General features: G+C 73.7%; 27 protein-coding genes. 9 read left to right on the forward strand and 18 right to left on the reverse strand.

What is annotated here, in order from left to right; genetic code table 11:
- The first annotated feature begins 1 nt into the window (after nucleotide 1).
- Nucleotides 2-865, forward strand: coding sequence for a deoxyribonuclease IV (locus ACLQ2U_RS06240; RefSeq protein WP_425749567.1), 864 nt, complete (start codon nucleotides 2-4; stop codon nucleotides 863-865).
- 129 nt (nucleotides 866-994) lie between these two features.
- On the opposite strand, the gene ACLQ2U_RS06245 is transcribed toward ACLQ2U_RS06240, so the two are convergent.
- From ACLQ2U_RS06245 to ACLQ2U_RS06255, 3 genes are all read right to left on the reverse strand, one after another.
- The gene (locus ACLQ2U_RS06245; protein ID WP_425749568.1) at nucleotides 995-2,023 is read right to left on the reverse strand and encodes a threonine aldolase family protein; all 1,029 of its coding nucleotides are present in this window, start codon (nucleotides 2,021-2,023) and stop codon (nucleotides 995-997) included.
- The gene (locus ACLQ2U_RS06250) at nucleotides 2,016-3,422 is read right to left on the reverse strand and encodes a class II 3-deoxy-7-phosphoheptulonate synthase (RefSeq protein WP_425749569.1); all 1,407 of its coding nucleotides are present in this window, start codon (nucleotides 3,420-3,422) and stop codon (nucleotides 2,016-2,018) included. Before ACLQ2U_RS06250 ends, ACLQ2U_RS06245 begins: the two co-directional genes overlap by 8 nt.
- Nucleotides 3,423-3,491: 69 nt before the next feature.
- Entirely contained in the window at nucleotides 3,492-3,980 is a 489-nt protein-coding gene (locus tag ACLQ2U_RS06255) for a hypothetical protein (protein WP_425749570.1), read from the reverse strand.
- Nucleotides 3,981-4,107: 127 nt separating this feature from the next.
- Here ACLQ2U_RS06255 and ACLQ2U_RS06260 point away from each other — a divergent pair, with 127 nt between their 5' ends.
- Nucleotides 4,108-4,266, forward strand: coding sequence for a helix-turn-helix domain-containing protein (locus ACLQ2U_RS06260; RefSeq protein WP_425749742.1), 159 nt, complete (start codon nucleotides 4,108-4,110; stop codon nucleotides 4,264-4,266).
- Nucleotides 4,267-4,339: 73 nt separating this feature from the next.
- Here ACLQ2U_RS06260 and ACLQ2U_RS06265 read toward each other — a convergent pair whose 3' ends face one another.
- Nucleotides 4,340-5,986, reverse strand: a complete 1,647-nt coding sequence (locus ACLQ2U_RS06265) for a glycosyl hydrolase family 18 protein (RefSeq protein ID WP_425749571.1) — start codon at nucleotides 5,984-5,986, stop codon at nucleotides 4,340-4,342.
- Between the two features lie 143 nt (nucleotides 5,987-6,129).
- Between ACLQ2U_RS06265 and ACLQ2U_RS06270 the strand changes: the two genes are divergently transcribed.
- Both ACLQ2U_RS06270 and ACLQ2U_RS06275 read left to right on the forward strand, forming a co-directional pair.
- A complete protein-coding gene (locus tag ACLQ2U_RS06270) occupies nucleotides 6,130-6,621 on the forward strand; it encodes a glutathione peroxidase (protein ID WP_425749572.1) in 492 nt (163 codons plus the stop codon).
- 85 nt (nucleotides 6,622-6,706) lie between these two features.
- Nucleotides 6,707-7,108, forward strand: a complete 402-nt coding sequence (locus ACLQ2U_RS06275) for a hypothetical protein (protein WP_425749573.1) — start codon at nucleotides 6,707-6,709, stop codon at nucleotides 7,106-7,108.
- Nucleotides 7,109-7,114: 6 nt separating this feature from the next.
- Here the strand turns inward: ACLQ2U_RS06275 and ACLQ2U_RS06280 are convergent, their stop codons facing one another.
- A complete protein-coding gene (locus ACLQ2U_RS06280) occupies nucleotides 7,115-7,591 on the reverse strand; it encodes a DUF4259 domain-containing protein (RefSeq protein ID WP_425749574.1) in 477 nt (158 codons plus the stop codon).
- A gap of 117 nt (nucleotides 7,592-7,708) precedes the next feature.
- On the opposite strand from ACLQ2U_RS06280, the gene ACLQ2U_RS06285 reads away from it, so the two are divergent.
- Nucleotides 7,709-8,395, forward strand: coding sequence for an NADPH-dependent F420 reductase (locus tag ACLQ2U_RS06285; RefSeq protein ID WP_425749575.1), 687 nt, complete (start codon nucleotides 7,709-7,711; stop codon nucleotides 8,393-8,395).
- Between the two features lie 55 nt (nucleotides 8,396-8,450).
- On the opposite strand, the gene ACLQ2U_RS06290 is transcribed toward ACLQ2U_RS06285, so the two are convergent.
- From ACLQ2U_RS06290 to ACLQ2U_RS06320, 7 genes are all read right to left on the reverse strand, one after another.
- Nucleotides 8,451-9,002 (reverse strand): GNAT family N-acetyltransferase, encoded by a 552-nt coding sequence (locus ACLQ2U_RS06290; RefSeq protein WP_425749576.1) that lies wholly within the window; start codon nucleotides 9,000-9,002, stop codon nucleotides 8,451-8,453.
- The gene (locus tag ACLQ2U_RS06295) at nucleotides 8,984-9,520 is read right to left on the reverse strand and encodes a GNAT family N-acetyltransferase (RefSeq protein WP_425749577.1); all 537 of its coding nucleotides are present in this window, start codon (nucleotides 9,518-9,520) and stop codon (nucleotides 8,984-8,986) included. The genes ACLQ2U_RS06290 and ACLQ2U_RS06295 overlap by 19 nt, the downstream gene beginning before the upstream one ends.
- Nucleotides 9,521-9,609: 89 nt before the next feature.
- A complete protein-coding gene (locus tag ACLQ2U_RS06300; RefSeq protein ID WP_425749578.1) occupies nucleotides 9,610-9,960 on the reverse strand; it encodes a DUF2203 domain-containing protein in 351 nt (116 codons plus the stop codon).
- 125 nt (nucleotides 9,961-10,085) lie between these two features.
- On the reverse strand, nucleotides 10,086-10,904 hold the full coding sequence (gene proC / locus ACLQ2U_RS06305) for a pyrroline-5-carboxylate reductase (RefSeq protein ID WP_425749579.1): 819 nt from the start codon (nucleotides 10,902-10,904) through the stop codon (nucleotides 10,086-10,088).
- A gap of 79 nt (nucleotides 10,905-10,983) precedes the next feature.
- Nucleotides 10,984-12,012, reverse strand: coding sequence for a 6-phosphofructokinase (locus ACLQ2U_RS06310; protein ID WP_425749743.1), 1,029 nt, complete (start codon nucleotides 12,010-12,012; stop codon nucleotides 10,984-10,986).
- Nucleotides 12,013-12,191: 179 nt separating this feature from the next.
- Nucleotides 12,192-12,695 (reverse strand): pyridoxamine 5'-phosphate oxidase family protein, encoded by a 504-nt coding sequence (locus ACLQ2U_RS06315; protein WP_425749580.1) that lies wholly within the window; start codon nucleotides 12,693-12,695, stop codon nucleotides 12,192-12,194.
- Nucleotides 12,696-12,802: 107 nt separating this feature from the next.
- Nucleotides 12,803-13,300 carry a polyadenylate-specific 3'-exoribonuclease AS gene (locus ACLQ2U_RS06320; protein ID WP_425749581.1) on the reverse strand — a complete coding sequence of 166 codons (498 nt, stop codon included), beginning with the start codon at nucleotides 13,298-13,300 and terminating at the stop codon, nucleotides 12,803-12,805.
- A gap of 282 nt (nucleotides 13,301-13,582) precedes the next feature.
- On the opposite strand from ACLQ2U_RS06320, the gene ACLQ2U_RS06325 reads away from it, so the two are divergent.
- Nucleotides 13,583-14,275: a Crp/Fnr family transcriptional regulator gene (locus ACLQ2U_RS06325; protein WP_425749582.1), complete on the forward strand. Its 693-nt coding sequence runs from the start codon at nucleotides 13,583-13,585 to the stop codon at nucleotides 14,273-14,275.
- Between the two features lie 87 nt (nucleotides 14,276-14,362).
- Here the strand turns inward: ACLQ2U_RS06325 and ACLQ2U_RS06330 are convergent, their stop codons facing one another.
- Entirely contained in the window at nucleotides 14,363-14,641 is a 279-nt protein-coding gene (locus tag ACLQ2U_RS06330; protein WP_425749583.1) for a hypothetical protein, read from the reverse strand.
- A 137-nt stretch (nucleotides 14,642-14,778) separates the two neighbouring features.
- Between ACLQ2U_RS06330 and ACLQ2U_RS06335 the strand changes: the two genes are divergently transcribed.
- Nucleotides 14,779-18,279 carry an adenylate/guanylate cyclase domain-containing protein gene (locus ACLQ2U_RS06335; protein ID WP_425749744.1) on the forward strand — a complete coding sequence of 1,167 codons (3,501 nt, stop codon included), beginning with the start codon at nucleotides 14,779-14,781 and terminating at the stop codon, nucleotides 18,277-18,279.
- A gap of 69 nt (nucleotides 18,280-18,348) precedes the next feature.
- Here the strand turns inward: ACLQ2U_RS06335 and ACLQ2U_RS06340 are convergent, their stop codons facing one another.
- Complete coding sequence (locus ACLQ2U_RS06340; RefSeq protein WP_425749584.1) at nucleotides 18,349-19,056, reverse strand: lysophospholipid acyltransferase family protein; 708 nt, start codon at nucleotides 19,054-19,056, stop codon at nucleotides 18,349-18,351.
- A 246-nt stretch (nucleotides 19,057-19,302) separates the two neighbouring features.
- Here ACLQ2U_RS06340 and ACLQ2U_RS06345 point away from each other — a divergent pair, with 246 nt between their 5' ends.
- Nucleotides 19,303-20,172 carry a DUF308 domain-containing protein gene (locus tag ACLQ2U_RS06345; RefSeq protein ID WP_425749585.1) on the forward strand — a complete coding sequence of 290 codons (870 nt, stop codon included), beginning with the start codon at nucleotides 19,303-19,305 and terminating at the stop codon, nucleotides 20,170-20,172.
- Between the two features lie 183 nt (nucleotides 20,173-20,355).
- A complete protein-coding gene (locus ACLQ2U_RS06350) occupies nucleotides 20,356-21,774 on the forward strand; it encodes an alpha,alpha-trehalose-phosphate synthase (UDP-forming) (RefSeq protein WP_425749586.1) in 1,419 nt (472 codons plus the stop codon).
- A 9-nt stretch (nucleotides 21,775-21,783) separates the two neighbouring features.
- On the opposite strand, the gene ACLQ2U_RS06355 is transcribed toward ACLQ2U_RS06350, so the two are convergent.
- The 4 genes from ACLQ2U_RS06355 to ACLQ2U_RS06370 form a co-directional block, all read right to left on the reverse strand.
- The gene (locus ACLQ2U_RS06355) at nucleotides 21,784-22,599 is read right to left on the reverse strand and encodes an alpha/beta hydrolase (protein WP_425749587.1); all 816 of its coding nucleotides are present in this window, start codon (nucleotides 22,597-22,599) and stop codon (nucleotides 21,784-21,786) included.
- Nucleotides 22,596-24,005, reverse strand: coding sequence for a flavin-containing monooxygenase (locus ACLQ2U_RS06360; protein WP_425749588.1), 1,410 nt, complete (start codon nucleotides 24,003-24,005; stop codon nucleotides 22,596-22,598). The genes ACLQ2U_RS06355 and ACLQ2U_RS06360 overlap by 4 nt, the downstream gene beginning before the upstream one ends.
- Before the next feature lie 144 nt (nucleotides 24,006-24,149).
- Nucleotides 24,150-24,836, reverse strand: coding sequence for an endonuclease/exonuclease/phosphatase family protein (locus tag ACLQ2U_RS06365; protein ID WP_425749745.1), 687 nt, complete (start codon nucleotides 24,834-24,836; stop codon nucleotides 24,150-24,152).
- Nucleotides 24,837-24,910: 74 nt separating this feature from the next.
- Nucleotides 24,911-25,858, reverse strand: coding sequence for an ROK family glucokinase (locus ACLQ2U_RS06370; protein ID WP_425749589.1), 948 nt, complete (start codon nucleotides 25,856-25,858; stop codon nucleotides 24,911-24,913).
- Between the last annotated feature and the right edge of the window lie 69 nt (nucleotides 25,859-25,927).

Genomic DNA, 25,927 nt, shown 5'->3' on the forward strand with positions numbered 1-25,927 from the left:
CATGGCGGCGAACCTCCGACCGGTCGGCTCGCACACCCCCACCTCGGGTGGTTTGGCGAAGGCGGCACTGCCGTACCTGGACGCGGCCGGCTCCCGGGTGGTGCAGGTCTACGTCTCCAACTCCCGGGGCTGGGCGCTGCCCGCCGGCGACCCGACGCAGGACGGCCTCTTCCGGGACGGCTGCGCCGCGCGGGACGTGCCGGTCTTCATCCACGCGTCGCTGCTGGTGAACCTCGGCTCCCCCACCGCGGCGACGGTCGAGCGGTCCGCGCAGACCCTCGCGCACGCGCTGCGCCGGGGCCGGGCGATCGGGGCCCGCGGCGTGGTCTTCCACGCCGGCAGCGCGGTCGACGCCGGGCACGCCGAGGCGGCCCTGCGACAGGTACGCGAGGCGCTGCTGCCGCTGCTGGACGAGACGCTGGCGGCCGGCGGGCCGATGCTGCTGGTGGAGCCGAGCGCGGGCGGGGGCCGGTCACTGGCCTCCCGGGTCGAGCACCTCGGCCCGTACCTCGACGCGGTGGACCGGCACCCGGGGCTGGGCGTCTGCTTCGACACCTGCCACGCCTGGGCGGCCGGGCACGACCTGGCCGCGGAGGGCGGCATGACGGCGACGCTGGACACCCTGGTGGCCACGGTCGGGGCGGACCGGTTGCGGCTGGTGCACGCGAACGACTCGAAGGACCTGTGCGGTTCCACCCGGGACCGGCACGAGAACATCGGCAAGGGCAGCATCGGCGAGCCGGCGTTCGCCGAGTTGATGGCCCATCCCGCCACCGCCGGCGTCCCGGTGGTGGTGGAGACCCCGACCGAGAAGCACGAGGGTCACGCCGCCGACATCGCCACCCTCAACCGCCTCCACCCCTGACCCGTCCCGGCCCGACCCGGCCGACGATCCTGGTTGATCAAGAAGTTTGCGTCCCGGATCGGGCCTTCCGAGGGCGCAAACTTCTTGATCAACTCGCCGAGGGTCGGCAGGGAGCCGGGGCCGGGCGGGTCAGGCGCGGAGGAGGCGGGTGAGGGCGGTAGCCGCGCGGTCGACGGCGGGGTCGTCGACGTCCATGTGGGTGACCAGGCGGGCGGTGCGCGGGCCGAGCACCGAGATCAGTACGCCCTCGGCCCGGGCCGCGGCGGCCAGCGCCTTGGCGTCCAGCGCGTGCTTGGTCAGGTCCAGCGGGACGATGTTCGTCCGGACCTGGCCGGCGAGCACCCCGAACGGGGGGATCGCCTCGGCGAGCCGGGCCGCCTTGGCGTGGTCCTCGGCGAGCCGGTCGACGTGGTGCGCGAGGGCGTACCGGCCGGCGGCGGCGAGGACGCCGACCTGCCGCATGCCGCCGCCCATCCGCTTGCGCAGGAACCGGGCCCGGGCGATCTTCTCGGCGCTGCCGAGCACCAGGGACCCGACCGGCGCGCCGAGGCCCTTGGAGAGGCAGACCGACAGGGTGTCGAAGAGCGCGCCGTAGTCGGCCAGCGGCACGCCGTCGGCGACGTGCGCGTGCCAGATCCGGGCGCCGTCGCAGTGCAGGGCGAGGCCGTTGTCGTCGGCGACCCGGCGCAGCTCGCGCAGGGTGGCGAGGGGGATCACCCCGCCGCCGCCCCGGTTGTGGGTCTGCTCGACGGCGATCGCCCGGGTCGGCACCGCGAAGTAGCCGTCCGGCCGGATCATGCCGGCGACCACGTCCGGGTCGATGTCCGCGCCGACCGCCGGCCAGGTCCGCGAGGAGATCCCGCCGTACGCGGCCGCCGCGCCGATCTCGTACGTGACGACGTGCGCGTCGGCGTCGCAGAGCAGTTCGTCGCCGGGCGGGACGACGAGCTGGAGGGCGATCTGGTTGGCCATCGAGCCGGTGGGGGCGAAGAGCGCCGCCTCGTGCCCGAAGAGGGCGGCAACCTCGGCCTCCAGCGCGGCGACGGTGGGGTCCTCGCCGTAGACGTCGTCGCCGACCTCGGCGGTGGCCATCGCCTCGCGCATCCCGGCGGTGGGCCGGGTCACCGTGTCGGACCGAAGATCAACGAAATCAGCCACGCAGCATCTCCGCAACCAGGAAGGCCAGCTCCAGCGACTGCTGGGTGTTCAGTCGCGGGTCGCAGGCGGTTTCGTACCGGTCGGGCAGGTCGAGGTCCTCGATGCCCTGGGCGCCGCCGAGGCATTCGGTGACGTCCTCGCCGGTCAGCTCGACGTGCAGGCCGCCCGGGTGGGTTTCCAGGCCGCGGTGCACCTCGAAGTAGCCGAGCACCTCGTCGACGATCCGGTCGAAGTGCCGGGTCTTGTAGCCGTTGGAGGACTCGTGGGTGTTGCCGTGCATCGGGTCGCACTGCCAGACCACCTTGGCGCCGGCGGCGGTGACCTTGGCGACGATCGGCGGCAGGGCGTCGCGGACCTTGTGGTTGCCCATCCGGCTGATCAGGGTGAGCCGGCCGGGGATGTTCTCCGGGTTGAGCTTCTCGCAGAGCTCGATCGCCTCGTCCGGGGTGGTGGTCGGGCCGAGCTTGACCCCGATCGGGTTGGCGATCCGGGAGATGAAGTCGATGTGCGCGCCGTCGATGTGCCGGGTGCGCTCGCCGATCCAGAGGAAGTGCCCGGAGAGGCCGTACGCCTGCCGGCCGGAGACCCGGGTGAGCGCCCGGTCGTACTCCAGGGCCAGGGCCTCGTGGGAGCAGTAGAGGGTGACCGTGCGCAGCGCGTCGTCGTCGGTCATCCCGCAGGCGCGGATGAAGGCCAGCGCCCGGTCGATCTCCCGGGCGATCGCCTCGTAGCGCTCGCCGGCCGGGGAGTTCTTGACGAAGCCCTTGTTCCAGTCGTGCACCGCGTGCAGGTCGGCCAGCCCGCCGGCCAGGTACGCCCGGAGCATGTTCATCGCCGCGGCCGAGTTCGCGTACGCCCGGATCATGCGCTGCGGGTCGGCGACCCGCGCCTCCGGCGTGACCTCCAGTGAGTTGATCATGTCGCCGCGGTAGGCCGGCAACCCGCGCGCGTCGGTCGGCAGCGAGCGGGGCTTGGTGTACTGCCCGGCGACCCGGGCGACCTTGACCACCGGCAGCGAGGCTCCGTACGTCAGCACGATCGCCATCTGGAGCAGGGTGCGGGCGTTGGCCAGCAGGTGGCTCTCGGTGTTGTCGGCGAAGGTCTCGGCGCAGTCGCCGCCCTGGAGCAGGAACGCCTTGCCCTCGCAGACCAGCGCGAGCTTCTGCCGGAGCTGGTCCACCTCGTAGGGCGCGACGACCGACGGGACGGTGTCGAGCACCTGGCAGACCTCGGCGACGGTGGCCGGGTCGGACCACGGCGGGGTCTGCGCCCGGGGCAGGTCCCGCCATCGGTCCAGGCCGAGGGCGGCGTCCTCGGCTGAGTCGACGGTGGGTCGGCTGGTCTGCAGCCCGGGGCTGCTCACGGCGGGATAGCTCAGCTGATGCCACTCATGGCGCATGACAGGAAGCGTACGGCGACGGCCGGGGTGGCCCGGCGGCGAGGGTAAGGGTTCCGGCAGATGGGAGGGTCAGGGGGTGACGGCCGGGGCGGGGGTGGCCCCGCCGGGCGCCTCGCCGGAGATGCACCAGTCGGCGCCGCCGCGGGTGACCGTGAACAGCAGCGGCTTGGTGAGCTCCCGCGACCCCACCGAGACGGTGATGGAGGTGCTGACCTCCTGCCCGCGCGCGCCGGGGCGGACGTCGGTGATGGCCGCCTTCGGCACCTCGAAGTGGTCGGCGAAGTCGCCGTTCGGGCCGGTGGCCGCCGCGTCGAAGGCCTCGTGCATGGGCGCGCAGAGCTGGCTGCGGCCGGCGTCGACGTCCTTGGCGGCCATCGCGTCGAGGTAGGCCTGCACCCGTTCGCGGGACTTGTTGGCGGCCTCCTCCGCGGGGGCCCGCGGGGTCGCCTCGGCGCCCCCCTCCTCGTCGTCGCCGCCGAACCCGCAGCCGAGCAGGGTGAGCGGCAGGAACGCGAGGGCGGCCACGCCGCCGGCCCATCTGCGGTGCCTCGGGCCCATGAGGTCCTCCCCCCGGGTGCGCTGTCGAGAGACGTCGAGCGGCGAGTCTGTCACATCGACGTAATTGCATGGCAGGCCGTCGTACCCGAAACTTTCAGTTAACACTCTTAACTGTTAGGAGCAATGGATCTCCAGCCGGCGGGCCGACCCCGCATCGGCCCACCTGACCGTGCACGAGGTCGCCGCCCGCTCCGGGTTCCGCGACCCGGCCCACTTCGGCCGGGCCTTCCGGGCCGCCTACGGGCTCTCGCCTCGCGAGCACCGCGACCGGGCCGCGCGACGTTGAGCGCACCCGCCGGGCGGGGAGGGACCGGTGGGTGGTCCCTCCCCGCCCGGCGGGTGGTGCGTCGGCGCTCGGCTCAGCCGAGACCGCCCTTGATGGCGCCGATCAGCTCGCCGGTGCCGGTGTCACCGGAGAGCTCCCAGAAGAAGGCGCCACCGAGGCCCTGGTTCTTCGCGTACGTCATCTTGCCGTTGATGGTGGACGGGGTGTCGTAGCTCCACCAGTTGGTGCCGCAGAGCGCGTACGCCGTGCCGGCGACGGTGCTGGTGGCCGGGCAGGTGTTCTTGAGGACCTTGTAGTCCTCGATGCCCGCCTCGTAGGTGCCCGGCGCGGCGCCGGTGGCCATGCCGCCCGGGGCGGCCTGGGTCACCCCGGTCCAGCCCCGGCCGTAGAAGCCGATACCGAGCAGCAGCTTGCTCGCCGGGATGCCCTTGGCCTTGAGCTTCTGGATCGCGGCGTCCGAGTTGAAGCCCTGCTGCGGGATCCCGGCGTACGAGGTGAGCGGCGAGTGCGGGGCGGTCGGGCCCTGCGCGTTGAAGGCGCCGAAGTAGTCGTACGTCATCGGCATGAGCCAGTTCAGCGACGGCGCCGCCCCGGCGTAGTCGGTGGCGTCGATCTTGCCGCCGGCACTGCCGTCGGCGGTAATGGCGGCGGTGACCAGCGCGGACGAGCCGAACCTGGCGCGCAGCGCGCCGACCACGTTCTTGAAGGCGTTCGGGCCGCTGGCGTCGCACTGCAGGCCGCAGGCGTTGGGGTACTCCCAGTCGACGTCGATGCCGTCGAAGACGTCCGCCCAGCGCGGGTCCTCGACCAGGTTGTAGCAGGAGTCGGCGAACGCGGTCGGGTTCTGCGCGGCCTGGGTGAAGCCGGCCGACCAGGTCCAGCCGCCGAAGGACCAGATCACCTTCAGGTGCGGGTACATCTGCTTGAGCTTGCGCAGCTGGTTGAAGCTGCCGCGCAGCGGCTGGTCCCAGGTGTCGGCGACACCGTCCACGCTGTCGGCCGCGGTGTACGCCTTGTCGTAGTCGGCGTAGCTGTCGCCGATCGTGCAGCGCCCGCCGGTGGTGTTGCCGAAGGCGTACAGGATGTGGGTCAGCTTGGCGGCCGACCCGCTGGTGGCGATGTTCTTGACGTGGTAGTTGCGGCCGTAGACGCCCCACTCGGCGAAGTAGCCGACCACCTTCTTGCCGCCCGGGTCCGGCGGGGCCGTGGTGGGGGGCGGCGTGGTGGTCGGCGGGGTGGTCGTGGGCGGCGCCGTCGTCGGCGGTGCGGTGGTGGGCGGTGCCGTGGTGGGCGGCGGCGCGCTGGTCGTCGGGGTGCCGCCACCACCGCAGGACGCGCCGTTGATGGTGCAGTTCAGCGGGGCCTTCCACGGCCCGGTGCCGTTGTAGCCCCAGCTGAAGGTCGCGCCGGGGGCGAGCCCGCCGGCCCAGCTCTTCTTGACCGCGACGTAGTGGTTGCCGCTGCTGGTGACGTCGGCGTCCCAGAAGCTGCCGATGGTGGTGCCCGAGGGCAGGTCGAACTCGATGCGCCAGGTGTCCACGGTGGTGCTGGAGCCGTTGGCGACCGTCACCTTCGTCTCGTGACCGGTCCCCCAGTCCTGGACCTTGGCGAACGTGGCGGTCACACTCCCGGCGCCGAACGCGGTGGCCATCGGAACCGTCGCGACGGTCACCGCGACCACGGCGCCGGCCCAGAGGGCCCGGCGGAGCGATCTCTTCATGTGGCGTCTCCCCAAACAGTTAGGAAACTTTCCAAAAGGATGGTGAGACGCTACTCACGCCGTCATCAGTTAGTCAAGATGCGCATGTATCGATTTCTTCTCCCCTGGCCCGGCCAGCCGTCGCTGGCGCGTAGCCTCGCCACATGACCGTCTTCGACACCGAGATCGACGCCCTGGCCGGCGGCCCGGCCCACCTCGCCGACTACCGCGGCCGTGCGCTGCTGGTGGTGAACGTGGCGTCCCGCTGCGGCCTCACCCCGCAGTACGCCGGACTCCAGGAGCTGTACGAGCAGTACACCGACCGCGGCCTGGTGGTGCTCGGCGTGCCGTGCAACCAGTTCGCCGGCCAGGAGCCGGGCACGGCGGACGAGATCGGCGAGTTCTGCCAGGTGAACTACGGAGTCACCTTCCCGCTGACCGAAAAGGTCGACGTCAACGGCCCTGCGCGGCACCCGCTCTACGCGTCGCTGGTGGACACTCCCGACGCCGAGGGCCACACCGGCGACGTCCGGTGGAACTTCGAGAAGTTCCTCGTCGCGCCGGACGGCACGGTGGCGGCCCGGTTCGCGCCGACCGTCACGCCGGACTCCGCCGAGCTGCGCGCCGCGGTCGAGAAGGTGCTCCCCGCCGCCTGACCGTCGGACATCCGACCGCCGCCGGGCCAGTCGCTGCGTACGCACCGAAATACGATGAGCGACGAGGTGTACCGAGGGGGCGGTCATGTACTTCGCCGTGCAGGGGATGCTGCCGCCGGACCTCGTACCGGCCGCCCACCACGTGAGCATCCAGCACGCCCTGGACCGCGGGCGGGTGACCCTGGACGCCGAGGTCCCCGAGGACGTGCTGCGGGAACACGGCCGGGTCCGGCGGCTGCCGCCGGTCCCCGAGGGCCTCGATCCGGCGGACCGGCGGCGCTTCGTCCTCGACCACCTGCTCGGGCAGGTCGACGCGGCCAGCGGCTTCATCCGGATGGCGGCCGAGGACCTGCCCCCGTTCGTCTGGGAGCTGTTCGCCGCCGCGCTGCCGGTGGTCTTCGTCTGGGCCGACCCGGCCACCGGCGAGCGGCGGGAACGAGTGGTGGTCGCGGTCTGGCGCGGCGTACCGGGCCCGGGCGAGCGGTGAGCCGCGTCACCACGTCCATCCGGTGATCCTCTCGGCCCCCGGCACGGCGTCTGCCCTGGGCGCCAGCACAGCCCTGATCGGGGCGAGCGCGGCGAGAAACTCGTCCAGCTCTCCCGATTCGGCCCAGAGCTCGGCCAGCTCGGAGTCGTCGGCGAGCACCCGGTCCAGCGCCCGCAGGGCCAGCGCGGGAAGGTGCCCGGGCAACGTGAGCCGGCCACCGGAGGTGAGGAAATCCGGCGCGTACGACGATTCGATGGACGGACCGCCGGGCAGGTGAGCGGCGACGACGGCCGCCGCGGCCACCGCCTCGGTGGCGGGCACCGCGTCGAGATGGGCCGTCTCGTCAACCGTCTCCTGAAGCGCCTGCTCCACCAGTGCCGGACGCTCCTCCGGCGACGCCTCGTCCAGGTCATCGCACCAGTCCGCCGCCACGTCGTTGTCGAACGGTCCCGCCGCCCAGGTCCCCATCGATTCCTCCGTCATCCGCTCCCCTGTGGAGCCCGCAGGCTATCCACGACGCCTGACATCGTGGCCGGGGTCATGGCCTTCCCTACCGTCCCGGTCGGGAATTCCGTCGGGCCCGTGGCGGTTGGCACGGACATGACAACTGTGGGACTGATCGGCAGCGGCAACATCGGCGGCACCGTGGCGAGGCTGGCGGTCGCCGCCGGCCACGACGTGGTGCTCAGCAACTCGCGCGGACCGGAGACGCTCAAGGACCTGGTGGACGATCTGGGCCCGCGGGCCCGGGCGGCCACCGCCACCGAGGCCGCAGCGGCGGGCGACCTGGTCGTTGTCACCATCCCGCTGCGGGCCTACCGCGGGGTACCGGTGGAGCCGCTGGCCGGCAAGATCGTCATCGACACGAACAACTACTACCCGGAGCGGGACGGGAGCTTCCCCGAGCTGGACGACGAGTCGACCACCACCAGCGAACTGCTCCAGCGGCACCTGCCGGAGTCCACGGTGGTCAAGGGCTTCAACAACGTCTACTTCAAGCACCTGCTGGCCCTGGCCCGACCGGGCGGCGCGGCGGACCGGAGCGCTCTGCCGATCGCCGGCGACGACGCCGGGGCGAAGGCCACCGTCACCGCGTTCCTCGACTCGCTCGGCTACGACGCGGTCGACGTGGGTCCGCTCGCCGAAGGATGGCGCTTCCAGCGGGACACCACCGCCTACGCCGCGCTCTACTCGGCCGACCCGACCGACTGGGAACGGGCCGCACCGACCGGCACCGACAAGCTGCGCGCCGCGCTGGCCGCCGCCCGCCGGTACGCCGACAACTGACGGGCCCGGGCCCGACCGGACGACGGGAGCCGGTCGGGCCCCGCTCGGCGCCGGGTCAGCCGCGCGCCCGCCACTCGGCGGCCAGCACCGACCAGACCTCCAGGTCGATCCGGCCCCCGGCGCCGTCCGGGTAGACCTGCCGCAGCGTGCCGTCGCGGGTCATGCCCAGCCGCCGAGCCGCCTTGATGCTGCGTACGTTGCCGGCGTTGGTGCGCCACTCCACCCGCTGGATGCCGCGCTCCCCCACCGCCCAGTCGACCACCCGCTCGACCGCCCGGGTGACCAGCCCGCGGCCCTCCGCGCCCGGCTCCAGCCAGCAGCCCGCCTCGCAGATGCCCAGCGCCGCGTCGAACGACACGAACATCACCCCGCCGACGAGGATGCCCTCCCACCAGATGCCCCAGATCCCGCCGGCGTCCCGCGCCGAGCGGTCGGCGTAGCGCTGCAGCACGGCGCGCGCCGAGTCGAGGTCGGTCGCCACGAACGCCGGCGACACCCAGGGCGCGATGTGCTCCCGGGCCCGCTCGAGGTGGGCGAGGAACTCCTGCGCCTGCCAGGGATGCAGCGGCCTCAGCTCGGCGTCGGCGGTCAGGGGCAGGGCGAACATCCGGGCCTCCCGGTCATCGGTTCGAGGGTGCTGGGGTGGGTGACCGGCAGGGTCAGCCGCATCGTAGGTCCGGAGGTGGGCCGGAACCCGAGCGACCGGTAGAGCGGCTCGCCGTGCTCGGACGCCCGCAGGTCGACCCTCAGCACGCCGAGCCGCCGGTACCAGTCCAGCAGCGCCTCCATACACGCCCGGGAGCAGCCCCGCCGGCGATGGCCGGGATCGGTGACCACGTTGAAGACGTACCCGGTCAGGCCGCTGGGGTTGCCCGGGCCGCCGAGGCGGCGTTCAACGGTGCCGACCGCGCAGGCCGCCAGCTCCCCGCCCCGGTCCGGCGCGTCGACGACGAACGCGGCCATCAGCTCCGCCGGGTCCGTCAGCCGCTCGCGCAGCGTCTCCCGGGCGGCCTGCTGCCACGGGCCGGGCGCCGGATCGGCCCCGGCCAGCGACGCCAGCATCACGCCCCGAAGCCGGACGATCTCGGACGCGTCGTCGGCCGTGGCCCGGCGTGCTTCGATCATGACCAGGACCGTAGCGACGGCCTACGGGCCGGCGCCACCGGGATAAGAGGAGACCCCGGTGGGCCCCGGGTCGGGCGTCCCCGCCGAGCTCAGACGGGGCGGCGGCCGGCGAAGCCGCACTCGAGCCGGTGGTACCAGCGCACGTCGGAGTCCCCCTCCAGCCAGCACCAGAGCACCGGCCGGCCGTCCCGCTCGCCGGGGAAGTCGAGCAGCACCGGGGCGATGCCCTTGACCTGGATCTCGTGCTCGTTCAGCTCGTCCACGATCGCGTGCAGCCGGGCCTCCAGCCCCTTGACCTCGGGTAGGCCGCCGAACGGGCTGGCACCCCGGTCGGCCAGGTCGGCGCGAAGCTCGGCCAGGTCGGCGCGGAGCCGGATCAGCTCGGCGACGCGCGGGCGCAGGGTGGCCACCAGGTGGCGCGACTGGGCGAGAGTGAACACCGGGCCAGTATGGGGCACGGACCTCAGCCGGACAGGGCGGCCAGCTCGCGCGCCCGGTCAATGCGCAGCCCGCCTCAGCCGGACTCGGCGGCCAGCTCGCGCGCCCGGTCAATGCGCAGCCGGCCTCAGCCGGACTCGGCGGCCAGCTCGCGCGCCCGGTCTCGGGCCGCCTCCAGCGCGGCCAGCAGGGCGGCCCGTACGCCGTGCTTCTCCAGCTCGCGGACGGCGGAGATGGTGGTACCGGCCGGCGAGGTGACCGCCTCGCGCAGCTTGACGGGGTGTTCACCCGAGTCCCGCAGCATCACCGCCGAGCCGATCGCGGTCTGCACGATCAGCTCGTGCGCCACCTGCCGGGGCAGGCCGAGCAGGATGCCCGCGTCGATCATGGCCTCGACCAGGAGGTAGAAGTAGGCCGGGCCGGAACCGGAGAGGGCGGTCACCGCGTCCTGCTGGGACTCGGGCACCCGGATCGTCGCGCCCAGCGGCTGGAACATCTCCTCGGCCAGCGCCAGGTGCACGCCGGTGGCGTGGGCGCCGGCCGAGATCGCGGTCATCGCCTCGTCGACCAGCGCCGGAGTGTTGGTCATGACCCGGACGACCGGGGTGCCCTCGGGTAACCGGCGGGCGAAGAAGCTGGTGGGCAGGCCGGCGCAGAGCGAGATGACCAGCTTGCCGGCGGGCACCTTCGGGCCGATCTCGTCGAGCAGCGTCGCCGCGTCCTGCGGCTTGACTGAGATCGCCAGCACCGCCGCCTCGTCGACTGCGGTGAGGTTGTCGACCACCCGTACGCCGTACCGGGCGGTCAGCTCCTCGGCGCGGCTGGGCCGCCGGGCGGTGGCGAGCAGCCGCTCCACCGGCCAGCCGGAGCGCAGCAGGCCGGAGAGCATCAGCTCGCCGATCTTGCCGGCACCGATCACCGCGACCGTGTGCACCCCGGGTGACATTCCGCCGTACCCCTTTCCCCGCCGCGGCGGGCCGGTGGTGCGGCGGACCGGGTGGCCTGCCGCTCCGCCGACTCTCGGATCAGCTGCCGAAGAAGACCTCGGCCTCGGCGTACCGCTCCAGCGGCACGGTCTTCAGCTCGCGGGTGGCGTCCGCCAGCGGCACCCGGACGATGTCGGTGCTCTGCATCGCGACCATCTTGCCCCAGTCGCCCTCGTGCGCCGCGTCGATCGCCTGCAGGCCGAGCCGGGTGGCGAGCACCCGGTCGAACGCGCTCGGCGTGCCACCGCGCTGGATGTGGCCGAGCACCACGGTGCGCGCCTCCTTGCCGGTCCTCGCCTCCAGCTGCTCGGCGAGCCACTGGCCGATGCCGCCGAGGCGGACGTGGCCGAACGAGTCCAGCTCCTGGTTGTGCAGGACCATCTGGCCGTCCAGCGGCTGGGCGCCCTCGGCGACCACCACGATCGGGGCGTACTGGTGCTGGAAGCGCTTCTCGACGTAGCCGGCGACCTGCTCGACGTCGAACTGCCGCTCCGGCAGCAGGATCACGTTGGCGCCACCGGCCAGGCCGGCGTGCAGGGCGATCCAGCCGGCGTGCCGGCCCATCACCTCGACGACCAGGGTGCGGTGGTGGCTCTCGGCGGTGGTGTGCAGCCGGTCGATCGCCTCCATGGCGATGTTGACCGCGGTGTCGAAGCCGAAGGTGTAGTCGGTGGCGCCGAGGTCGTTGTCGATCGTCTTCGGCACGCCGATCACGTTGACGCCGAGCTCGTGCAGCTTGGTGGCGACGCCGAGGGTGTCCTCGCCGCCGATCGCGATCAGCGCGTCCACGCCCTGCGCGGCGAGGTTGTCCTGGATCCGCTCGACCCCGTTCTCGATCTTGAACGGGTTGGTGCGGGAGGAGCCGAGGATGGTGCCGCCGCGCGGCAGGATGCCGCGGACGTCCGCGATGCCCAGCGGCCGGGACAGACCCTCCAGCGGGCCCTTCCAACCGTCCCGGAAGCCCACGAACTCGTGACCGTAGCTGGCGACGCCCTTACGGACCACCGCCCGAATAACCGCGTTGAGACCCGGGCAGTCGCCGCCGCCGGTGAGCACGCCGATACGCATGATCTGCTCATCCTCCTGGAGCATCAGATGAAGCCCGGATAAGCCCCAGGATATGGGTCGGATCAGACCGTCGGCGCCGTTGCCGGCCCGGGGCGGGCCGTCAGAGCGCACTTTAGTCGCCGCGAGAGGACGACGACAGCGTGCCCCGGCCCCCGTCCACCCGCCGGGGCGGCTACCCGTCAGTAGCTGACCTCGTGCTTCTCACCCACCGTCGGCGGCCTGCCGGTCGCCGCCGCCCTGGCGAAGCCGAACAGGTTGACCACCGTGCTGCTCGGGGAGTCCCAGTACTCCGCGGAGCTGGCGTGCACCTTGATCAGGGTCAGCCCGGGGGTGTCCAGGCCGTCCGGGAACCAGGTCGTGAGGATCGGGTTCCACAGCTGCTCGGCGCGGGCCCGGTCGTACCCCTCCTGGGCGGTGCCCGACACCGTCACCCAGGCGTGCTGCCTCTGGTCGGAGAAGGCGACGTTGACCTCCGGGTTGACCCGGATCTGGCGCACCTTCGCCGAGGCGGCGTACGCGAAGAAACGCAGGTCGCCGTCGAACTCGGCCTCCTGCAGCGCCATCGGCCGGCTCACCATCCGGCCGTCCACCCCGATCGTGGTCAGCATGCAGATCCGGGCCTGGCGGATCAGCTCGGTCACCCGGCGTCGGGCGTCGGCGGTGCTGGTCGGCTCCTCGGACATGACGTACCCCTTCGCGTCGGATACCGAAAACGGCGCCCGGGACGGAACGGGTCAAACCTGGGAGTTCCCTACCAGTGACCAGGGCCGAAGCACCGGACGGCGCCGGCTCAGGCGCCGGTCATCGCCCGCCAGCGGGACAGGTTGTGCCGGGCGTCGACCAGCGCGTCGTGCCGGTCCGCTTCGGCGTCCGGCAGCCGGGGCCGGCCCCGGTCGTCCCAGAGCTGCCGCAGCTCCTTGGTGAACCGGGGGATCTCCCGGGGCAGGGCCGGCATCGCCCCCCAGAGCTGGGCGAGCACCACGTGGTCGTACGCGGCGTACCAGGCCCACAGCTCCAGCTGCTCGCCGGGGCGGTCCCGGACCGGCTCCATCAGGAACTCGTACAGGTCGTCGCGGATCCGCTCCCGGGAGCGCCAGGCCCGGTCGGCCGGGGACGGCAGCTTGTCGAGGACGTTGCGGCGCACCCAGGGCACGGCCCGGGAGTCGTCGAACTCGGTGGAGACCGCGTAGAACTCGCGGCCGTACTCGTCGACGACGCCGATCGACACGAGGTCGACGATCCGGCCGTCCTCGATGAATTCGCAGTCGTAGAAGTAGCGGTAGACCATCGCCGCCCATCCTCGCCCACGGCCGTCACGCGCCGCCGGGCGGGTCCGGCGTGCCGGCGTACGCCCGCGGCCCGGCCCGTCGGGACGCCCGCGGTGCCGGCCGCGCACCTCAGCCTGCCGACCGAAGCTCGGGACTGTCACGGAGGCGATTTGAGGGGTGTACAGCAAGCGACTGGACCGTCATGATCTGATGTGTACCGCTACCGGACGCCGAACCGGTGTCAGTTCACCTTGTTCACCCGGTGGGCGAGTTGTGGTCCGTGACCGGGGAGGGGTTGGGCCGTGGAGATGCGCCTGCCGGAGCCGGGTGACGCCCTGACGGGCGTGGAGATGTTCGCCGGGCTCGAACCGGAGGTGCGGCAGCGGGTGATCGCCGCGGCGGTGCCACGCACCTACCGCAAGGGTCAGCTGCTCTTCGTCGAGAACGACCCCGGCGAGTCGTTGATCGTGCTGCGCCGCGGGGCGGTCGCCGTCTTCCGGACCGCGACCACGGGCGAACGGGCCATCCTGACCGTGATGCGTCCGCCGGACGTGCTGGGTGAGGTCTCGCTGCTGGACGCCTCGACCCGGTCGACGTCCGCCGAGGCGATCGAGGACACGGCCGCGCTGGCGCTGAGCCGGGGCGCGTTCATGGAGCTGGTGCACTCCAACCCGCGCATCCTCGACGCGGTGATGCGCTCGCTCGGCGGCCTGATCCGCCGGCTGACCGAGCAGAACGCCGACCACGTCTTCCTGGACCTGCCCGGCCGGGTGGCCAAGACGCTGGTCCGGCTGGCCGGCGAGAGCCAGGCCCCGATGATCACCATCGAGCTCAACCAGAGCCAGCTGGCGGAGATGGCCGGCGGCTCCCGGCAGAGCGTCAACCAGGCGATCGGGTCCTTCGCCAGCCGGGGCTGGCTGCGCACCGAGGGCCGGCGGATCGTGGTCACCGACGTCTCGGCGCTGCGCCGGCGCGCCGGCATGAACGATCGCTGACCAGCTCCGTCCACCATGGCCGGCGCTGGCCGGGCCGGAAACGCGGCGCGGCCGGCGGATCGTCGGTCCGCCGGCCGCGCCGGTGGGTCACTCGCTGGTCTCGTCCGCGGGCGGGGCGGTCGGGCCGGGACCGATCTTCTCCGGCGGCGTGGTCGGCCCGGGGCCGATCTTCTGCGGATCGGTCGACGTGGTCGTCGACGTGCTGGTGGTGGTCGGGTCCGGCGCGCTGGTCCGGCCGTCCGGGTTCTCTACCATGCCCTGCTCCTCCAGTCTGGCGAGAGTGACCGCGTCAACGTCTACCGCTTCGCCCGGGGACCGGACCGTCCCGTCCGGGTCGGTCCAGAAGGCGGACAGTCGTACCTGCACGGCACTCTCCTGACGGCGAAATTTCCTCGTGGGGAACACTAGTCCCGGCCGTTCAGTCGCAGGGTCCGCCCGCACGTCGGGTACCCGACTGACCGCAGGCGCCGGATACTGGGGCCTCCTCACGTACGGAGCTCGTCATCGACCTCAAGTGTGGACACTGCTCCCGGGCGGCAGGGCCGGACGACCGCTTCTGCGGCGGCTGCGGACAGGCGCTGGCGCTCGGCTGCTCCGGTTGCGGGCACGTCAACAGCCCGGAGGCCAACTTCTGCACCAACTGTGGCCAGCCGCTGCGCGACCACGTGACCGTGATGCAGGAGGACCGCCGTCAGGTCAGCGTGCTCTTCATCGACATCGTCGACTTCACCACGTACGCCGAGCGGGCCGACCCGGAGCAGGCGCGCAGCCTGCAGCAGGCGTACTTCGCCACCGTCCGCAAGCTGGTCCACCAGTATGGCGGGGTGGTGGAGAAGTACATCGGCGACGCGGTGATGGCGCTCTTCGGCGCCCCCGTCGCCACCGACAACGACGCGCTGCGCTGCGTCCGGGCCGGCCTGGAGCTGCAACGCAACCTGACCCGTCAGGCCGCCGGCCCGCAGCCGCCGCTCGGCTTCCGGGTCGGGATCGCCACCGGCGAGGCGCTGGTCGACCTCTCCGCCACCCGCGACGGCGGGCAGGCCTTCGTCACCGGGGACGTGGTCAACACGGCCTCCCGGTTGCAGGCCCTCGCACCGCCCGGCGGCGTGGTCGTCGACGAGAGCACCTGGTCGGCCACCCGGCACGAGATGGAGTACGTGGACCGCCCGCCGGTCACCCTGCGCGGCCGCAGCGCGGTGAGCCGGATCTGGCTGGCGGTGCGGCCCCGGCCGCGTACCGACCCGCGCGGCGCCGAGCTGACCCCGATGGTGGACCGGGACCACGAGCGCGGCCTGCTGGTCAGCGCGCTGCACCGCAGCGTCAACGAGCGCACCTCCCAGCTGCTGACCGTCTTCGGCCCGGCCGGGGTGGGCAAGAGCCGGCTGCTGCGCGAGCTGTCCCGGCACGCCGCCAACCTCCCCGGGCACCGGGTGACCTGGCTGGTCGGCCAGTGCCCGCCGTTCGGCGAGAACGTCACCTACGCCGCGCTGGCGGACATCGTCAAGGGCTGGGTGGGCGTACCGGAGACCGACGACCCGGAGGCGCTGCGGGACCGGCTGCGGCGCCGGCTCGGCCAGCTCGCCGATCCGCACGCCGCGCGGCTGACCGGGGCGCTCGGCCCGCTGCTGGGGATACCCGGGGAGCGGCTCAACCCCGGTGAGACCGAGGCCGCCTGGCGGCGGTTCCTGCTCGCCCTGGCCGCGCAGGGCCCGACGGTGCTGGTCTTCGAGGACATGCACTGGGCCGACCAGGCGATGCTCACCTTCGTCGAGCAGCTCGGCGCGGCCGCCCGGGGCGTACCCCTGCTGGTGGTGGCGACCGCCCGGCCGGAGCTGCGGGAGCGCCACCCGGCGTGGACCGGCACGATCAGCGGCGCGATGTCCATCTCGGTGCCCCCGATGCACGACGGCGACATCGACACCCTCTACTCGCTGCTGCTCGGACAGGCCGCGCTGCCGGCCGCGGCGCGGGCGCCGCTGATCGAGTTCGCCGACGGCAACCCGCTCTACGCCCAGGAGTACGCCCGGATGCTGCTGGACGGCGGGCTGCTGGAGCCGGCCGCCCGGCTGGACCCGGCCGGCAGCCCGGGCATGCCGCGCACGGTGCAGGCGGTCATCGCCAACCGGCTGGACCTGCTCGAGCCGGCTGACCGGGCGGTGCTCCAGGCCGCCGCGGTGGTCGGGGTGCAGTTCTGGCCGGCGCCGGTGGCGACCGCGCTGGGCCGCCCGGTGGAGTGGGTGGAGCGGGCGCTGGACCGGCTGCAACGCCGGGACATGGTGTACGAGCTACCCGCCGCCACCATGCCCGGGCAGCCGGAGTACCGGTTCCGGCACATCCTGGTGCGGGACGTCTGCTACCAGCGGCTGCCCCGTGCCGAGCGGGTGGTGCGGCACCAGCGCACCGCCGACTGGCTGGAGCAGCTGACCGACGGGCGGCAGCACGACCTGGCCGAGATACTCGCCAACCACCGCTGGACCGCGCATGAGATCGCCCGCACGATCGGCCTGGACCCGGCCCCGTACGCCGCGGCGGCCCGGACCGCCCTGCACCGGGCCGCCCGCCGGGCGTACGCGCTGCACGCGCTGGACAACGCCGCGACGCTGGTCGACCGGGCCCTCGCGGTCAGCCCCGACCCGGACCCGAGGCTGGAGCTCTTCGCGGCCGAGCTGGCGCTCTACCGCGACAGCGACGCGTTCCTGGTCGACGGCGGGACCGCGACGCTGACCGAGCTGGCCGGCCAGCTGGACGACGCCGGCGACCGGACGGGTGCGGCCCGGGCCTGGACGCTGCTGGCCACGGCCGCCTGGACCCGGGCCGACCGGTCGGAGACGCTGCGCTGCCTCGACCGGGCGATCGGCATCTACGCCGACCTGCCGGACACCGAGGAGAAGGCGGAGGCCCTGCTGGAGCTGGCCCGGGTCCGGATGTTCAACGCGGAGACCGATCCGGCGTGCGCGGCGGCCCGGTCGGCGGCCGAGCTGGCCGAACGGCTCCAGCTGAGCGAGGTCCGCGCGAACGCCCGGATCACCCTGGCCGTGGCCCGGTTCATGGCCGGCGAGCGGGACGGGTACGCGGAGCTGGCCGAGGTGACCGAGCACTGCCGGGTGGAGCGGCTGACCAGCCGGCGCCGGGCGGTGCAGAACCTAGCCTGGGCGGCGCAGGAGGAGGGCGACCTGGCCGGTTCGGCCCGGCTGGTGGACGAGCAGCGCTCGCTGGATCTGGGCGGCGGGCGCAGCCTGGTGACGAGCTTCGCCGACCAGTGGGCCCGGGCCTACTACGCCGGCGACTGGGTGTCGGCGCTGGAGATGGCCGCCGAGTCGACCCGCCACCCCACCACGGCCGAGTGGGACCTGCACATCGTCGCCGTCTCCGGCTGGATGCGGGCGCTGCGCACCGACGTCCCGGCCGGTCCGGTCGTCCCGGCCGAGGGCCGGCGCGGCGAGCCGGACCACGTGGCACGCGCGCTGGTCGCCGCCCGGCGCAGCGGGTTCCACCGGGTGCTGCGCTCGACGCTGGCGCACGCCGCGCTCTGCCGGGCGGTACGCGGCCTGCGGGACGAGGCGATGCGGCTGCTGACGGAGCTGGACGAGGACTGGCGGCGGACCCGGATGATCCCGTTCGCCGAGTGGGTGCCGGCGGTGGGCCACGTCGCCGCGGTGCTCGGCCCGGACGCGGCCCGGCTGGTCCACGACATGCTCGGCCGGGCGCCCCGGATGACGCCCTGGGCCGGGGCGGCCGGGCAGGTCGCCGACGCGACGCTGGCCCTGGCCGAGGGCGACCCGGGCACCGCCGCGCGGTTGTTCGGTGCGGCGGCGGAGAGCTACGCGCGGATGACCGACACCACCGACCACGTGTTGACCGCCGCGCTCTCGGTGGGCGCGCTGGCCGCCGTCGACCCGGTGGCGGCGGCGGCCGTGCGGGAGCGGGTACGCGAGTTCGCCGACCGCAACCGGGTGCCGGGTCTGCTCCGGCTCGCCGACCCGGCCCCGGCGCGTCGGGCCTGACGGTCCGGGCGGCGCCCCGGCGCGGCGGGCGGCACCACGTCAGGCGTGCCCCGCGCGGGCGTCCCCGGCTCAGGCGGCGACGGGTTCCCGCGGCGCCGGGTCGGCCGGCTGGTTCTTCAGCTTCGCGGCGTACATGTCGACGTACTCGCGACCGGAGAGTTCCATCAGCTCGTACATGATCTCGTCGGTGACGGCCCGCTCGACGAACCGGTCGCCGGCCATCCCGGCGTAGCGGGAGAAGTCCAGCGGAGCACCGAACCGGATCCGCACCCGGCCGAGGTTCGGGATGATCTTCCCGGTCGGCTGGATCTCGTCGGAGTTGAGCATGGCCATCGGGACCACCGGGGCACCGCTCTCCTGGGCCAGCCGCGCCACCCCGGTCTTGCCCCGGAAGAGCCGCCCGTCCGGCGAGCGGGTGCCCTCCGGGTAGATGCCGGCGACGCCGCCGGCCCGCAGCACCTTCAGCTGGGTGTCCAGCGCCGCCTGGGCGGCCCGGCCGCCGGTGCGGTCGACCGGGATGCAGCCGGTGCCGGCGAAGAATGCCTTGGTGAGCCAGCCCTTGATGCCCTTACCGGTGAAGTATTCCGCTTTGGCGATGAAAGTGACTTTTCGCGGGACGACCAGCGGCGTGAAGATCGAGTCGGAGAAGGAGAGGTGGTTGCTGGCGAGGATCACCGGACCACTGGTGGGCAGGTGGTGCAGGCCCTCGACCTGCGGACGGAAGATCAGCTTGAGCAGCGGGCCGAGGATGATGTACTTCATCAGCCAGTACAGCAACGGTGTCCTTCCCGAGGAGGTGGCGGCGACACCATCGCCGGTCGGGCGGGCCGGGCCGCCGGGGGGACCCGGCGACCCCGCCGGAGGCGCCGTCGGCGGACGGGATCGTCGGCCCTGAGCCTACGAACCGAGAGCGGCACGCCACAACGCACTCCCGGAACCGGGTCCTGACGTGTCACGATTCAGGGCACGGCGTACGGGGCGCCGATGCGACCGCACCGCGAGGTGCGCGGAGGAGGATGTCCGGTGTCAGCGGGTGGGGCCCGCCGGGGACGGCGGGACAACGGGCTCGACGCGAGCGACTACGCCGTCGCGGGCGACGTCGATCCGCGCGTCGGCGAGCACCTGCTCGACGTACTCGCGGCCGGCGGCATCGCCGCCTACCTGCAGCCCTCGGCCGACCTCAACCCGATCACCCGCACCACCACCGTGCCGTCCCGGCCGGTCGACCGGCTCTACGTGGACCGCTCGCACCTGATCACCGCCCGGGACTACCTCACCCAACTCGCCGACGAGTCGACCCCCGAGCCGCCGCGCGCCGAGCCGGACGTCGACGCCGAGTGGGACCGGATCGTCGCCGCCTTCCACGACGCCCCGGCGGCCGGCAGCCACCCCTGGCCGGCGGCGGAGGACGTCGCGGACGACCCCGCCGACCCCGCCGACCCCGCCGACCCCGCCGACCCGGCCGGCCCGGCCGGCGGCCCGACCGCGTCCCGCGCCGACGAGCCCACCGGCCCCACCGCCACGGACGTGCGGCGGCTGCCGTACGCGGCCGACATCTCCGGCATCTCGGTGAGCCGGGACCGGCACGAGGAGCCGTCCCTGCTGGACGGGCTGGACACCTTCGGCGCCGACCTGCCGGACGACGCGGAGGAGGGCTACACCCCGCCGCCGCCCCCGCCGCTGCCCCGGGTGTCGAAGTACGCCGTGGTCGGCGTCCTGGCGATCGTCGTCGGGTTCGTGCTCTTCCTCAACCCGGCGCTGCTGCCGGTGGACGCCTCGGTCGTCACCCTGCTCGGCTTCACCGGCATCCTCGCCGGCTTCGTCACGCTGATCTGGCGGCTGCGCCCCGGCGACGAGGACGATCACGACCCCGACGACGGCGCGGTCGTCTGACCCTCGGCGCCCGCCGGCGGAGCCGGCCGCCCGTATCCCGGGACGCCGGCCGGCCCGGACAGCCGCATAACAGTGGTGTAACTTACGGTCAGTAGGAATATCGCTGTACGTCACTTCCTTCACCGACTGTCCGGTTGTTCCTTGCTCGCGGCGGTCGGTCCGCTGCGGATCGGAATGCCCGAGATGCGACAGAGTTCCCTCGTGGTGGTGGCCAACCGGCTGCCCATCGACGACAGCGTGGCACCCGACGGCGCCTGCGAGTGGCGCCGCAGCCCCGGCGGGCTGGTCAGCGCGCTGCACCCGTTGCTGCGGCACACCCCGGCCACCTGGGTCGGCTGGGCCGGCGGCAGCGGGCCGGCCCCCGCCCTCCCGGACGTCGACGGCGTCCGCATGCACACCGTCCCGCTCAGCCCCGAGGACCTGCGCGACCACTACGAGGGGTTCTCCAACGCGACCCTCTGGCCGCTCTACCACGACGCCATCGAGCAACCCGAATACCACCGCCGCTGGTGGGAGGCGTACCAGCGGGTCAACCAGCGGTTCGCCGAGGCCACGGCGGCAGTGGCCGAGCCGGGCGCCGTGGTCTGGGTGCAGGACTACCACCTGCAACTGGTCCCCGGCCTGCTCCGCGAGCTCCGCCCCGACCTGCGGATCGGCTTCTTCCTGCACGTGCCCTTCCCGCCACCGGAGCTGTTCATGCAGCTACCCCGCCGGGCCGAGCTGCTGCGCGGCATCCTCGGCGCCGACCTGATCGGGTTCCAGCGGGCCCAGGCGGCGCACAACTTCGCCCAGCTGGTGGCCAAGGTCCTCGAGCTGCCGGCCACCGACCGGCGGATCGGCGTCGACGACCGGGTGGTCCGGATCGGGGCGTACCCGGTCTCGATCGACACCGCGGAGATGGCCGCGCTGGCCGGGCGGCCCGACGTGACGGCGCGGGCCCGCCGGCTGCGTCAGGACCTCGGCGATCCCGCGCAGGTGATCCTGAGCGTCGACCGGATGGACTACACCAAGGGCATCGAGCAGCGACTGAAGGCCTACAGCGAGCTGCTCGCCAGCGGTGACGTCAAGGTCCGGGACACGGTGCTGGTCCAGGTGGCGGTGCCGAGCCGGGAGCGGGTGGCGCAGTACCAGATCCTGCGGGACCGGGTGGAGCGCGAGGTCGGCCGGATCAACGGCGAGTTCGGCCGGGTCGGCGAACCGGCGATCCACTACCTCAACCAGCCGTTCGACCGCGTCGAGCTGGCCGCCCTCTACCGGGTCGCCGACGTCATGGCGGTCACCCCGCTGCGGGAGGGGATGAACCTGGTCGCCAAGGAGTACGTGGCGGCCCGGGTCGACGACACCGGCGCGCTGCTGCTCAGCGAGTTCGCCGGCGCGGCCACCGAGCTGACCCAGGCGTACCTGGTCAACCCGCACGACCTGGACGGCCTCAAGCAGGAGCTGCTGGCGGCGCTGCGGGCCGGCCCGGAGGACGCCGGCGACCGGATGCGGGCGATGCGCGCGCACCTGCACCGGCACGACATCCGGGCCTGGGCCCGCTCCTACCTCAGCGCCCTGGACGAGTCCGGCTCGCTGGTGACCCGGCTCGGCACCACCGGCTGACCGACCGGGTCACGCCCGCTGCGGGTCCTTCACCAGCCAGTCGAGGATCGCGTCGATCGGCTCCCGCCAGCGGGCGTCGAGCATCAGGTCGTGCCCCATGCCGGGAAAGAGCAGCGGCGCCGAGGCGTACCGGCGGGCGGCCCGGGTCAGCGCGGACGACGGGACCACCCGGTCGTCCGGGCTGCCCAGCACCAGCACCGGCGGCCGGCCCACCGCCGGCTCGGCCTCCCGGCCGGCCAGCAGCTCCCACTGGGCGCGCCGCCCGGCCCGGCCGAGCCGGGCGACGTGCCGCCGCGCGTCGGCCTCCGGCAGCTCCCGGCTGAACAGCTGTCTCCGGTTGAGCCGCAGCGCCCCGCCGACCAGCGCGGGCAGCGTACCGACCGGGTTGTGGCGCAGCGCCGCGCCGAACGTCGACCAGCCGCCCAGCACCGGCGAGACCAGCGCCGCGGCCCGGGCCGGGTAGCGGGCCAGCGCGTGGGTCACCACCAGCGCCCCGGCGCCGTGCCCCACCAGCACCGCCTGGCGCGGCAGGCCCGCCGCCACCTGGACCACGTCATGGGTGTACGACTGGAGCGTCGCGTCCGGCGCCGGCCCGCTGCCGCCGTGCCCGCGCAGGCTCAGCGCGTACGCCGGGAAGCCGCGGGACGCGGCGTGCTCCAGCCAGTGCTCGGCGAACGCCCAGGCCCCGTGCCCGAATCCCGGTACGAAGAGCAGCGGCGGCCGCCCCTCCTCCAGCTCCGGGGCCGCGCCCAGCACCTCCCGCCGGACCGGGCGGACCGGGCGGGCCCACTCCCGGCCCCGCATGATCCGCAGCCGCTCGCTCATGAGGTCTTCTCCAGCTCGTCGAGGGCGCGCTGCACCGCGCGCAGGTAGTCGGCGTGGCCCACCTCGAACCAGTGCCGGCTGCTGTCCTTGACCTTCCCCGAGTACCGCTCCCCCGCGCCGGCCGCCACCTTCGCCGCGAAGGCCGCGGCCCGGTCCGGCCGGCTCAGCCGCAGCAGGAGCAGCCGGGCGAAGAGCACGGTCTGCCAGTGCGACAGGGTGAAGATGCCGGAGTCGGGCTGCACCAGGCCGGCCACCGCGAGGGTCGGATGGCCGGGGGCGAAGGCGTTCAGCCAGAGCCGGGGCCGGCCCGAACCGTCCTCGTCACCCAGGATCTTCGGTTCGAGGAACTCGAAGCGCGGCAGGTAGCCGGTGGCGAAGACGACCAGCTCCGGGTCGATCTCCCGGCCGTCGGTGAGGGTCACCCCGCCGGCGTGGAACCGGGCGACGTCCGGCACCGGGGTGATCTCGCCGTGGCCGACGTAGTAGACCAGCTGGCTGTTGGCGATCGGATGGGTCTCGTAGACCCGGTGGTCCGGCTTCGGCAGCCCGAACCGGGTCAGGTCGCCGACGGTCAGCCGCAGCGTCCGGTGGTAGAGCCACTGCCGGATCCGCAGTGGCACCCGCAGCGCCAGCAGGGTGTCGTTGACCTGGTCGGCCGGGCGGCCGAGGACGTACTTCGGGGCGTACCAGTAGCCGCGGCGGGTGGAGTGCCAGCAGCGGGACGCCTGCTGGGCGGCCTCCACGGCGATGTCGCAGCCGGTGTTGCCGGCGCCGACCACCAGCACCCGCTTGCCGCGCAGCTGCGCCGGGTCCTTGTAGGACGAGGCGTGCATGATCTCGCCCCGGAACTCCTCCAGCCCCTCGTAGCGGGGCAGCTTCGGCGACCAGTTGTGCCCGTTGGCCACCACCACCGCCGCGTAGCGGGAGGTGCGCTCCGGGCCGTACCCGCCGGTGCTGCGGGTGGTGACGTCCCACCGGTCGCCGGCCGCCGGCTCGACCCGCACCACCTCGGTGCCGAACCAGATGTGCCGGCGCAGGTCGAAGTGGTCGGCGTAGCGCTCGAAGTAGGACAGCAGCTCGCTGTGGTGCGGGTAGTCCGGCCAGGAGTCCGGCATCGGGAAGTCGGGGAACTGGGTGAACGGCCGGGACGAGATCAGGTGGGTGCTGGCGTACACCGGGCTGCGGTCGTGCCGCCAGTTCCACGCGCCGCCGACGCCGGTCTCCCGCTCGTAGCAGTCGACGCCGAAGCCGTGCTCGGCGAGGTTCTTGACGGCGGTGAGGCCGCTGGCCCCGGCGCCGATCACGCAGACCGTGTCGCCCCGGTCGGAGACCGGCCGGCCGTCCCGGCTCAGGGCGAGCGTGCTGGTCTCCGGATGGGGCCGGCCGTGCTCGGTGGAGGGGGACACCGGAAATCTCCTTAGGTGCGGCACGAACGCCGGTTCGACGGGCATCCTCCCCGCCGCCGGTGGCGGTTGTCCAGCCCGGGCTGCCCGGGCGCGGGACGGTGCGCGGCCGACGCCCGGACGAAGCCCTGGTCGGCGCGCGGTCGCTCAGTCGGTGACCGGCAGGAGCAGATCGGCCAGGACCGGGAAGTGGTCGCTGGCCCGGCGGGTCAGCGGGGTGTCGACCACGTCGTACCCGACCACCCGGACCCGCGGGTCGACGAAGAGCGCGTCGATCCGGCGCCGGGGGTTCGCGCACGGGTAGGTGTGCCGGTCGGCCGCGTCGGCGGCCACCGCCGCGTCGGTCATCCCCTCGGCGAGGGTCTGCCAGGCCGGGCCGTCCGGGCCCTCGTTGAGGTCCGCGCCGAAGACCACCGGCAGGGTGGCGGCGGCCAGCTCCCGCTTCACCAGGGCGGCCTGGCCGGGCCGTTCCACCGGGTCGGTGGAGAGGTGCGAGCCGGCCAGCAGGAAGCGCGCGCCGCCGACCAGGCACTCCGCGTACGCCGCGCCACGCAGGTGCCGCCCGGGGGTCAGCGGGAAGCGCTGGCAGCGGGTGGCGTGTGCCCGCACCCGCAGGCTGGTCAGCAGCAGGTTGCCCAGCGAGGGCAGGCCGCCGGCGGCCACCACCAGGCCGAAGGACTCGGCCAGCGCCGCGGACTTCTGCCGCCAGCGGAACCGGCGCGGCGCCTCCTGCACGATCACCACGTCGGGGGCGGCCTCGCGGACCACCGCCGCCAGCGCCGCCGTGTCGTCGCGCTGGCTGTGGATGTTGTACGACACCACCCGCAGCGGCACCCCGCCGGCCGCGTCGGCACCCCCGGGCACCGGGGCGCCGCTCGTCGCGTCGGCGCCCCCGGAGCCGGGGGCGGTCACAGCCGGCGGGCGAGGTCGGCGGCGCCGATGACGCCGGCGGTGTTGCCCAGCTCGGCGGGGCGGATCTCGGCGACCGGCAGCCGGCTGCGCTGGGCCAGCGCCTCGGTGAACGAGCGCCGGGTCGGACCGAGCAGCAGGTCGCCGGCCTCGACCACGCCGCCACCCACCACCAGCACCTGCGGGTCGAGGATCTGGGCCATGTCGGCGAGGCTGGTGCCCAGCCAGCGCCCGATCTGGGCGAACGCCTCGGCGGAGATCGGATCGCCACCCTGCGCGGCGGCGGTGACCATCGGGCCGGTGATCGCCCCGGCCTCGCCACCGGCGAGTTCGAGCAGGGCGGTGGCGCGCTGCGGCTCCTGCCGGGCGCCGGCGCGGGCGAACCGGACCAGGGCGCTGCCGCTGGCGTACTGCTCGATGCAGCCGAGCCGGCCGCAGCCGCACAGGTGGCCGTCGGGCACGGTGAGCATGTGTCCCAGCTCGGCGGCGATGCCGTTGGCGCCGCGGAGCAGCTCGCCACCGAGCACGATGCCGCCGCCGACGCCGGTGCCGATGGTGAACATGACCATCGAGTCGTCGGCGTCCCGGGCCGCGCCGTGCCGGAACTCGGCCCAGGCTGCCACGTTGGCGTCGTTCTCGACGATCACCGGCAAGCCGGTCGCGGTGCTGACGTACTCGCGCAGCGGCTCGTCGCGCCAGGCCAGGTTGGGGGCGAAGAGGACGGTGGAGCGGGACGCGTCGATCCAGCCGGCCGCGCCGATGCCGACCGCCTCGACCGGGTGCGCGGCGGACAGCGCGGTGACCAGCTCGATGATCACGTCACGGGTCTTGCCGACGTCCTCCGCGGGGGTGTCCCGCCGGGCCTGCACGAGAACCCTGCCGGTGCCGTCCACGACACCGCCGGCCACCTTCGTGCCACCGACGTCGACTCCGATGGTCAGCGTCACCGCTGCCACTCCCCTCTGCTGTGCTGCCCGACACCGGCCGAACCGGCCGTGCGATGCCGGGATGTCAGG

The organism is Micromonospora sp. DT47 (assembly GCF_049844475.1).
Taxonomy (GTDB): Bacteria; Actinomycetota; Actinomycetes; order Mycobacteriales; family Micromonosporaceae; genus Micromonospora.

Bases quoted from the DNA above. Each gene is read 5' to 3' on its own strand.
- ACLQ2U_RS06255 (WP_425749570.1), bottom strand. From the start codon at position 3,980: ATGGGCCCGAGGCACCGCAGATGGGCCGGCGGCGTGGCCGCCCTCGCG.
- ACLQ2U_RS06285 (WP_425749575.1), top strand. From the start codon at position 7,709: ATGACAACTGTGGGACTGATCGGCAGCGGCAACATCGGCGGCACCGTG.
- ACLQ2U_RS06250 (WP_425749569.1), bottom strand. From the start codon at position 3,422: ATGCGCCATGAGTGGCATCAGCTGAGCTATCCCGCCGTGAGCAGCCCC.
- ACLQ2U_RS06315 (WP_425749580.1), bottom strand. From the start codon at position 12,695: ATGTCCGAGGAGCCGACCAGCACCGCCGACGCCCGACGCCGGGTGACC.
- ACLQ2U_RS06350 (WP_425749586.1), top strand. From the start codon at position 20,356: ATGCGACAGAGTTCCCTCGTGGTGGTGGCCAACCGGCTGCCCATCGAC.
- ACLQ2U_RS06240 (WP_425749567.1), top strand. From the start codon at position 2: ATGGCGGCGAACCTCCGACCGGTCGGCTCGCACACCCCCACCTCGGGT.
- ACLQ2U_RS06295 (WP_425749577.1), bottom strand. From the start codon at position 9,520: ATGATCGAAGCACGCCGGGCCACGGCCGACGACGCGTCCGAGATCGTC.
- ACLQ2U_RS06280 (WP_425749574.1), bottom strand. From the start codon at position 7,591: ATGACGGAGGAATCGATGGGGACCTGGGCGGCGGGACCGTTCGACAAC.
- ACLQ2U_RS06270 (WP_425749572.1), top strand. From the start codon at position 6,130: ATGACCGTCTTCGACACCGAGATCGACGCCCTGGCCGGCGGCCCGGCC.
- ACLQ2U_RS06320 (WP_425749581.1), bottom strand. From the start codon at position 13,300: ATGGTCTACCGCTACTTCTACGACTGCGAATTCATCGAGGACGGCCGG.
- ACLQ2U_RS06265 (WP_425749571.1), bottom strand. From the start codon at position 5,986: ATGAAGAGATCGCTCCGCCGGGCCCTCTGGGCCGGCGCCGTGGTCGCG.
- ACLQ2U_RS06310 (WP_425749743.1), bottom strand. From the start codon at position 12,012: ATGCGTATCGGCGTGCTCACCGGCGGCGGCGACTGCCCGGGTCTCAAC.
- proC (WP_425749579.1), bottom strand. From the start codon at position 10,904: ATGTCACCCGGGGTGCACACGGTCGCGGTGATCGGTGCCGGCAAGATC.
- ACLQ2U_RS06355 (WP_425749587.1), bottom strand. From the start codon at position 22,599: ATGAGCGAGCGGCTGCGGATCATGCGGGGCCGGGAGTGGGCCCGCCCG.
- ACLQ2U_RS06275 (WP_425749573.1), top strand. From the start codon at position 6,707: ATGTACTTCGCCGTGCAGGGGATGCTGCCGCCGGACCTCGTACCGGCC.
- ACLQ2U_RS06290 (WP_425749576.1), bottom strand. From the start codon at position 9,002: ATGTTCGCCCTGCCCCTGACCGCCGACGCCGAGCTGAGGCCGCTGCAT.